6 protein-coding genes and 1 pseudogene are annotated in these 5,558 nt (G+C 66.0%); 1 reads left to right on the top strand and 6 read right to left on the bottom strand.

What is annotated here, in order from left to right; translation table 11 throughout:
* From MBELCI_RS18260 to MBELCI_RS18270, 4 genes are all read right to left on the bottom strand, one after another.
* The coding region (locus MBELCI_RS18260) for a hypothetical protein (protein ID WP_235047700.1) at nt 1-230 on the bottom strand (230 nt) is incomplete at its 3' end.
* 2 nt (nt 231-232) lie between these two features.
* Nucleotides 233-397 (bottom strand): hypothetical protein, encoded by a 165-nt coding sequence (locus MBELCI_RS22130; RefSeq protein WP_021695725.1) that lies wholly within the window; start codon nt 395-397, stop codon nt 233-235.
* Nucleotides 394-2,166, bottom strand: coding sequence for a cbb3-type cytochrome c oxidase subunit I (locus MBELCI_RS18265; protein ID WP_021695726.1), 1,773 nt, complete (start codon nt 2,164-2,166; stop codon nt 394-396). The genes MBELCI_RS22130 and MBELCI_RS18265 overlap by 4 nt, the downstream gene beginning before the upstream one ends.
* Nucleotides 2,163-3,074, bottom strand: coding sequence for a cytochrome c oxidase subunit II (locus MBELCI_RS18270; RefSeq protein ID WP_235047701.1), 912 nt, complete (start codon nt 3,072-3,074; stop codon nt 2,163-2,165). The genes MBELCI_RS18265 and MBELCI_RS18270 overlap by 4 nt, the downstream gene beginning before the upstream one ends.
* A 258-nt stretch (nt 3,075-3,332) precedes the next feature.
* On the opposite strand from MBELCI_RS18270, the gene MBELCI_RS18275 reads away from it, so the two are divergent.
* Entirely contained in the window at nt 3,333-3,959 is a 627-nt protein-coding gene (locus tag MBELCI_RS18275) for a YcbK family protein (RefSeq protein ID WP_081698659.1), read from the top strand.
* A 338-nt stretch (nt 3,960-4,297) separates the two neighbouring features.
* Here the strand turns inward: MBELCI_RS18275 and MBELCI_RS18280 are convergent, their stop codons facing one another.
* Together MBELCI_RS18280 and MBELCI_RS22135 are read right to left on the bottom strand one after the other, a co-directional pair.
* Complete coding sequence (locus tag MBELCI_RS18280) at nt 4,298-5,068, bottom strand: substrate-binding domain-containing protein (RefSeq protein ID WP_052512779.1); 771 nt, start codon at nt 5,066-5,068, stop codon at nt 4,298-4,300.
* Nucleotides 5,069-5,204: 136 nt separating this feature from the next.
* A pseudogene (locus MBELCI_RS22135) lies at nt 5,205-5,312 on the bottom strand (LacI family DNA-binding transcriptional regulator); the annotation flags it as partial.
* Nucleotides 5,313-5,558: the final 246 nt, after the last annotated feature.

Below are 5,558 nucleotides of genomic sequence, written 5' to 3' on the forward strand. Positions count from 1 at the left end.
GCGAGAAGGAAGCCCGCCATGCTCGTGGCCCCCGCCCCGATCCAGCGCCCGAGGCCGGGCCCGTCGCCCCGCCGGGCGGCGAAGACGGCGGCTTGCATGGCGAGGCTGCTCAGGACAAGGAGCGCCAAGCCGAGCCAGACCACACGCGGCAGCCGCATCTCGAACCAGTCGGCATAGCCCATGCGCATGGTCACCGCGCTGCCCGACAGCGCGAAGAGCCCGCCCGCCACGATCAGGAAGATGCCGAGCCCGGCCCGCCCCGTGGCTGCCCGCCGGGGGAAGGGATGCGGGTGTCGGCGCCGGTCTCCAACCATGGCCGCTCGGTCACGCCCTGTTTCCACAGCCATGTCAGCGCGATGACAGCAACCAATGCGACGAAGCCCAGAACGATGCTCATGGCACGTGGCTCCAGCTGGCGCGGGGGCCGGGATCGTCCTGCGCGATGTAGTCGCGCGCGGCCCCCGGCACGGAGTAGTCATAGGCCCAGCGATAGACCACGGGCAGCTCTTTGCCCCAGTTGCCATGGCGCGGCGGGATCTCGGGCGTCTGCCATTCGAGCGAGGCGGCGCGCCACGGGTTCAGGCCCGATCTGCGTCCGAAGCACAGGCTCCAGAACAGGTTGAACAGGAACAACATCTGCGCCGCGCCCACGGTCAGGGCCGCCACGGTGATGAAGGCGTTGAGGGTGGCGACGCTGTCTGGCACGAAGCTCGCCGTGATGTCGGGATAGCGGCGCGGCACCCCGACAAGACCCACGTAATGCATCGGAAAGAAGATCGCGTAGGCGCCGATGAAGGTGACCCAGAAATGGACGAGCCCCATGCGGTGCGACAGCATCCGCCCCGAGATCAATGGAAACCAGTGATAGATCGCGCCGAAGATCACCATGATCGGCGCCACACCCATCACCATGTGAAAATGCGCCACCACGAACATCGTGTCCGACAACGGCACGTCGACCACCACGTTGCCGAGAAAGAGGCCGGTGAGACCACCGTTGAGAAAGGTGACGATGAAGCCGAGCGCGAAGAGCATCGGCAAGGTGAGGTGGATGTCGCCGCGCCACAGCGTCAGGACCCAGTTATAGACCTTGAGCGCGGTGGGCACCGCGATGATCAGGGTCGTGGTGGCGAAGAAGAAGCCGAAATAGGGGTGCATCCCCGAGACATACATGTGGTGCGCCCAGACGATGAAGGATAGCGCGCCGATGATGACGATGGCCCAGACCATCATCCGGTAGCCGAAGATGTTCTTGCGCGCATGCACCGCGATCAGGTCTGACACGATGCCGAAGGCGGGCAGGGCGACGATGTAGACCTCCGGATGGCCGAAGAACCAGAACAGGTGCTGGAACACGATCGGGCTTCCGCCGCCATAGCTCAGCTGCTCGCCCATCTCGACCAGCGCGGGCATGAAGAACGACGTGCCCAAGAGCCGGTCGAACAGCATCATCACGGCGGCCACGAACAGCGCGGGGAAGGCCAGAAGCGCCATGACGGTGGCGGTGAAGATGCCCCAGATGGTGAGCGGCATGCGCATCAATGTCATGCCGCGCGTTCGCGCCTGAAGCACCGTGACGGCATAGTTCAGACCGCCCATGGTGAAGCCGATGATGAACAGGATGAGCGACACGAGCATCAGAACGATGCCCCATTGCGTGCCGCCCGGCGTCCCCGACAGGATCGCCTGCGGCGGATAGAGCGTCCAGCCCGCCCCGGTCGGCCCGCCCGGCGCGAAGAAGCTTGCCGCCAGCACCACGACGGCCGCGAAATACATCCAGAAGCTCAGCATGTTGACGAAGGGAAACACCATGTCCCGCGCGCCGACCATGAGCGGGATCAGGTAGTTGCCGAAGCCGCCAAGGAAGATCGCGGTGAGCAGGTAGACCACCATGATCATGCCGTGCATGGTGATGAACTGGTAATAGGCCTCGGCCGAGATGAAATCGAACACGCCGGGAAAGCCGAGCTGCATCCGGATCAGCCATGACAGCACGAGGGCCACGAGGCCGATGGCGATGGCGGTGCCGGAATATTGCAGGGCGATGTATTTCGCGTCCTGCGAAAAGACCCAGCGCGACCAGAACCCATGCGCATGCGGCGGCGGCAGGTCGGGGACTTCGGCGGGCGGAATGCCCGTGTCGGGGCCTTCGCTGACGCTGCTCATGGATCGCTCCCTCCCGCGGTCTTCGCGACCTGAATGCCTTGGCTCGCGGGCAGACCCGCGAAAGTGAACTGCTCGCCGAGCCAGGCCTCGTATTCGGCCTCCTCATCGATCAGCACATAGCCGCGCATGATGCCGTGGCCGGTGCCGCAGAGTTCGGCGCAGAGCACCTCGAATTCGCCGGTGCGGGTAGGGGTGAACCAGAAATAGGTCACCATGCCGGGCACCATGTCCATCTTGGCGCGAAACTCGGGCACGTAGAAATCATGCAGCACGTCGATCGAGCGCAAATTGACCTTCACGGGCTGTCCCAGCGGCAGATGCAGGTCGCCCGCGTCGATCACCACGTCGTCGGCGCCGAAGCGGTCATGCGGGTTGATGCCGAGCGGGTTCTCGAAATCGATCCATTCGACGCCGGAGCTTCCCAGCCGCCCGTCGACGCCGGGCAGGCGGTAGCTCCAGAACCATTGCTGCGCCACCACCTCGATCTCAGTCGCCTCGTCGGGAACGGTGATGAACTGCTTCCAGACCACGAGGCCCGGTGCCAGCATCGCCGCCACGCCGAGCGCGGTGAGGCCGGTGAGCCAGATTTCGAGCCTACGGCTTTCGGGTTCGTAATGGGCGACGCGGCCGGGCTTGTGGCGGTAGCGGAACACGCACCACGCCATGAACAGCACCACCGCGACAAAGACCGCGCCGGTGATCCAGAAGGTGACGACGAGGGTGGTGTCGATATAGCCCCAGTTCGAGGCGATCGGGGTCCACCACCAAGGGCTGAGAAGGTGAAAGCCGACGGAAAACAGAACAATCAGTACCAGACTGGCCGCAACGATCATCGCGATGCCCGCTCGCGCGACCGGTGAAGAAACGCGCACCAGCCGGGCGATCCCTATGCAGATGGTTGCGACCATAGCCGAATTTCGGACAATTTTCCAGCGATCTGCACAGCCCCCCCTGAGGGCGCCCGGTGCGCCGTCCGGGCGAGACCGGAAACTCCGGGCCGGGCCGCGGCGCTATCGATGCGGCGCAATCAGGTAACGGTGTCGTTTGCGGCCCGGACACCCCTTGTCCGAAGCATCGGCCTGTCGCATGCTTTGCATCCGGAAGGCGTTCTCGACAGCGTCTTCTTCGAGACCCCGGGAAACGGGGCCGAGCAGTGATGAGGTACCATGAATACATCCAGCCCGCCCGCGGGGCGCGTCACTCGGCGCAGGCTTTTCTGTGCTGCCGGCGCAAGCCTCGCCACGCCGCTCCTGTCAGGCTGCGCCGCTCGCGGCTACGAGAAACTGCCTTCTCCCACCCGGCCCGGCACGCGGCTGGATTTCATGTTTCCGCGCGGGGACAGTTATCTCGACATCACCAACGCCCATACCGGCGAACGCCGGGCCTTGCGCTTCATGAAGGACGGCCGCACGGATCGGCGCGCGCTGCGTCGGCTGGACTGGTTGTTCCGGGACTGGCGCGACGGTGAGACCCCGGACATCGACCACAGGATCTACTGGAGCCTTGCGGCGCTATCGGACGTGGTCCGGCAGCAGGGGCATTCGGGCCAGATCATTCTGCTTTCGGGGTTTCGCACGCCGGAAACGACGCGGTTTCTGCAAAGCCGGGGCATCGGTGCCTCGTCCAACAGCTATCACATGAAACGGCGGGCCGCCGACGTCCTGTTCGAGGGTATTCCCATGACGGACGTGGCCAACATAGCGGAATGGCTGCAGGTCGGAGGCGTCGGCCGATACCATGGATCGAACTTCACGCATATCGATTCCGGCCCGATCCGGACCTGGCGTGGCTGAAGCCTTTCGAATGCAGGTCATGATAGGGCGCTCTTTCGGGAGCGGGAGTTCCTGACGTTCCTTTCCCCGTGAACCCGCGCGGCGGTTCATGCGCCTTCTTCAGGATCCGTCAGTCGGGTTTCCCACGAGCAGGTCGCATGAGGGGGCGCTCGTCCCAGTCACGACATCAGCCCGACCCCCATCGGCGGGTGGGGATCCTGCACGTTGCGACACAGTGATGGCGATGAAGATCCGGGCAGACCCGAGATCGGGGGCGGGCTGCCGGAGAGCACCGATCACAAAATGACGATGGCCGGCGGGATCGCCGCCGATCTTCGGGAATGCCAAGACCATTCGCGTCAGGCTTCGCTGGGTGGCGCGGCGGTGCTGTCGCGCGCCATCAGCGCGATGTCGAGGAGCTGTGCCTCGGGGCGGCGCTGCGCCTCGACCCAGCCCGCAATGGCGTCGGCCGCGACCCGGCCCATTCGCCCGACCGGCAGATGCACGGTGGTCAGCGCCGGATAGAGATGCGCCGAGCCGGGCAGATCGTCGGTGCCGATCACCGACAGCGCCTCGGGTACGCGTATTCCGGCATGAAGACATTCCTGAAGCGCGCCGGTCGCCTGCACATCCGACAGGCACAAAAGCGCGGTCGGGCGGACCGGCGCGGCCAGCGCCGCGCGGGTGGCCGCGCGACCATCGGCGATCGTCATGCCGGTGGCGTGAAAGACGAGGTCGTGGTCGCTCTCCTCGAGCGCGGTGACCCGCAGCGCCGTCCGGTCGTTGGTGGCGAGCGGGCCGTGCAGCACCGCGATCCGCCGATGGCCCAGATCGGTCAGGTGGCGCAACGCCATCAGCGCCGCGGCCCGGTTGTCGTAGCCCACCGTCGGCAGAGCATAGCCGGGATCGTACCACGAGGTCGCCACGGCGGGCAGGCGGGTCCGCTCGATCAGGGCGTGGAACTCCGGCGCGCGGACGGCACCGGAGACGAGCAGCCCCTCGGCGCCGATGTCCAGAAGGCCCTGTGCCTTGCGCGCCTCGGTCTGCGGATCGCCGGCGGGTGGTGGCCACCACCAGCGACAGTCGATGCTCGGCCAGCCGCGACTCCAGCTCGGCCAGCAGCCGGGCAAAGATGTCGTGATCGAGCGTCGGCACCAGCGCGCCCACGAAGCGGCTGCGGCCCGAATTGATCGCCCGGGCCGCGGCGCTCGGGGTCCAGTGCAGCCGCGCCATCGCATCCTCGACCCGAAGCCGGGTGTCGCGGGCCACGCTGCCCGGCGCGTTCAGCACCCGACTCACCGTCGCGACCGAAACCTCGGCCGCCGCGGCGACGTCGCGCAGGTTGGCGCGTTTGTGGGGTGCCGTGTTTTGCATCGCGTCCTGCGCCTCCTGTGCAGCTTTCCGGCATTTTCGGGCCGGATCCGAGACCCGCAACAAGGTTCTTGACGAATGTAACCAGTTACACCGAACATGTAACCAGTTACATCAAGGGAGCGGGACCTGCTCGATGGACAACTACGCACTCCTGCGCGCATTCGACAACATCGGATACGCCACCCCCGCCCGGAGGTTTCCGGGCTTTCCCAAGGCGAGCGAAGCGCGGCGGCATGTGCTGCCCCC

Origin of the sequence: Limimaricola cinnabarinus LL-001 (assembly GCF_000466965.1) — a bacterium.
GTDB classification, from domain to species: Bacteria; Pseudomonadota; Alphaproteobacteria; order Rhodobacterales; family Rhodobacteraceae; genus Limimaricola; species Limimaricola cinnabarinus.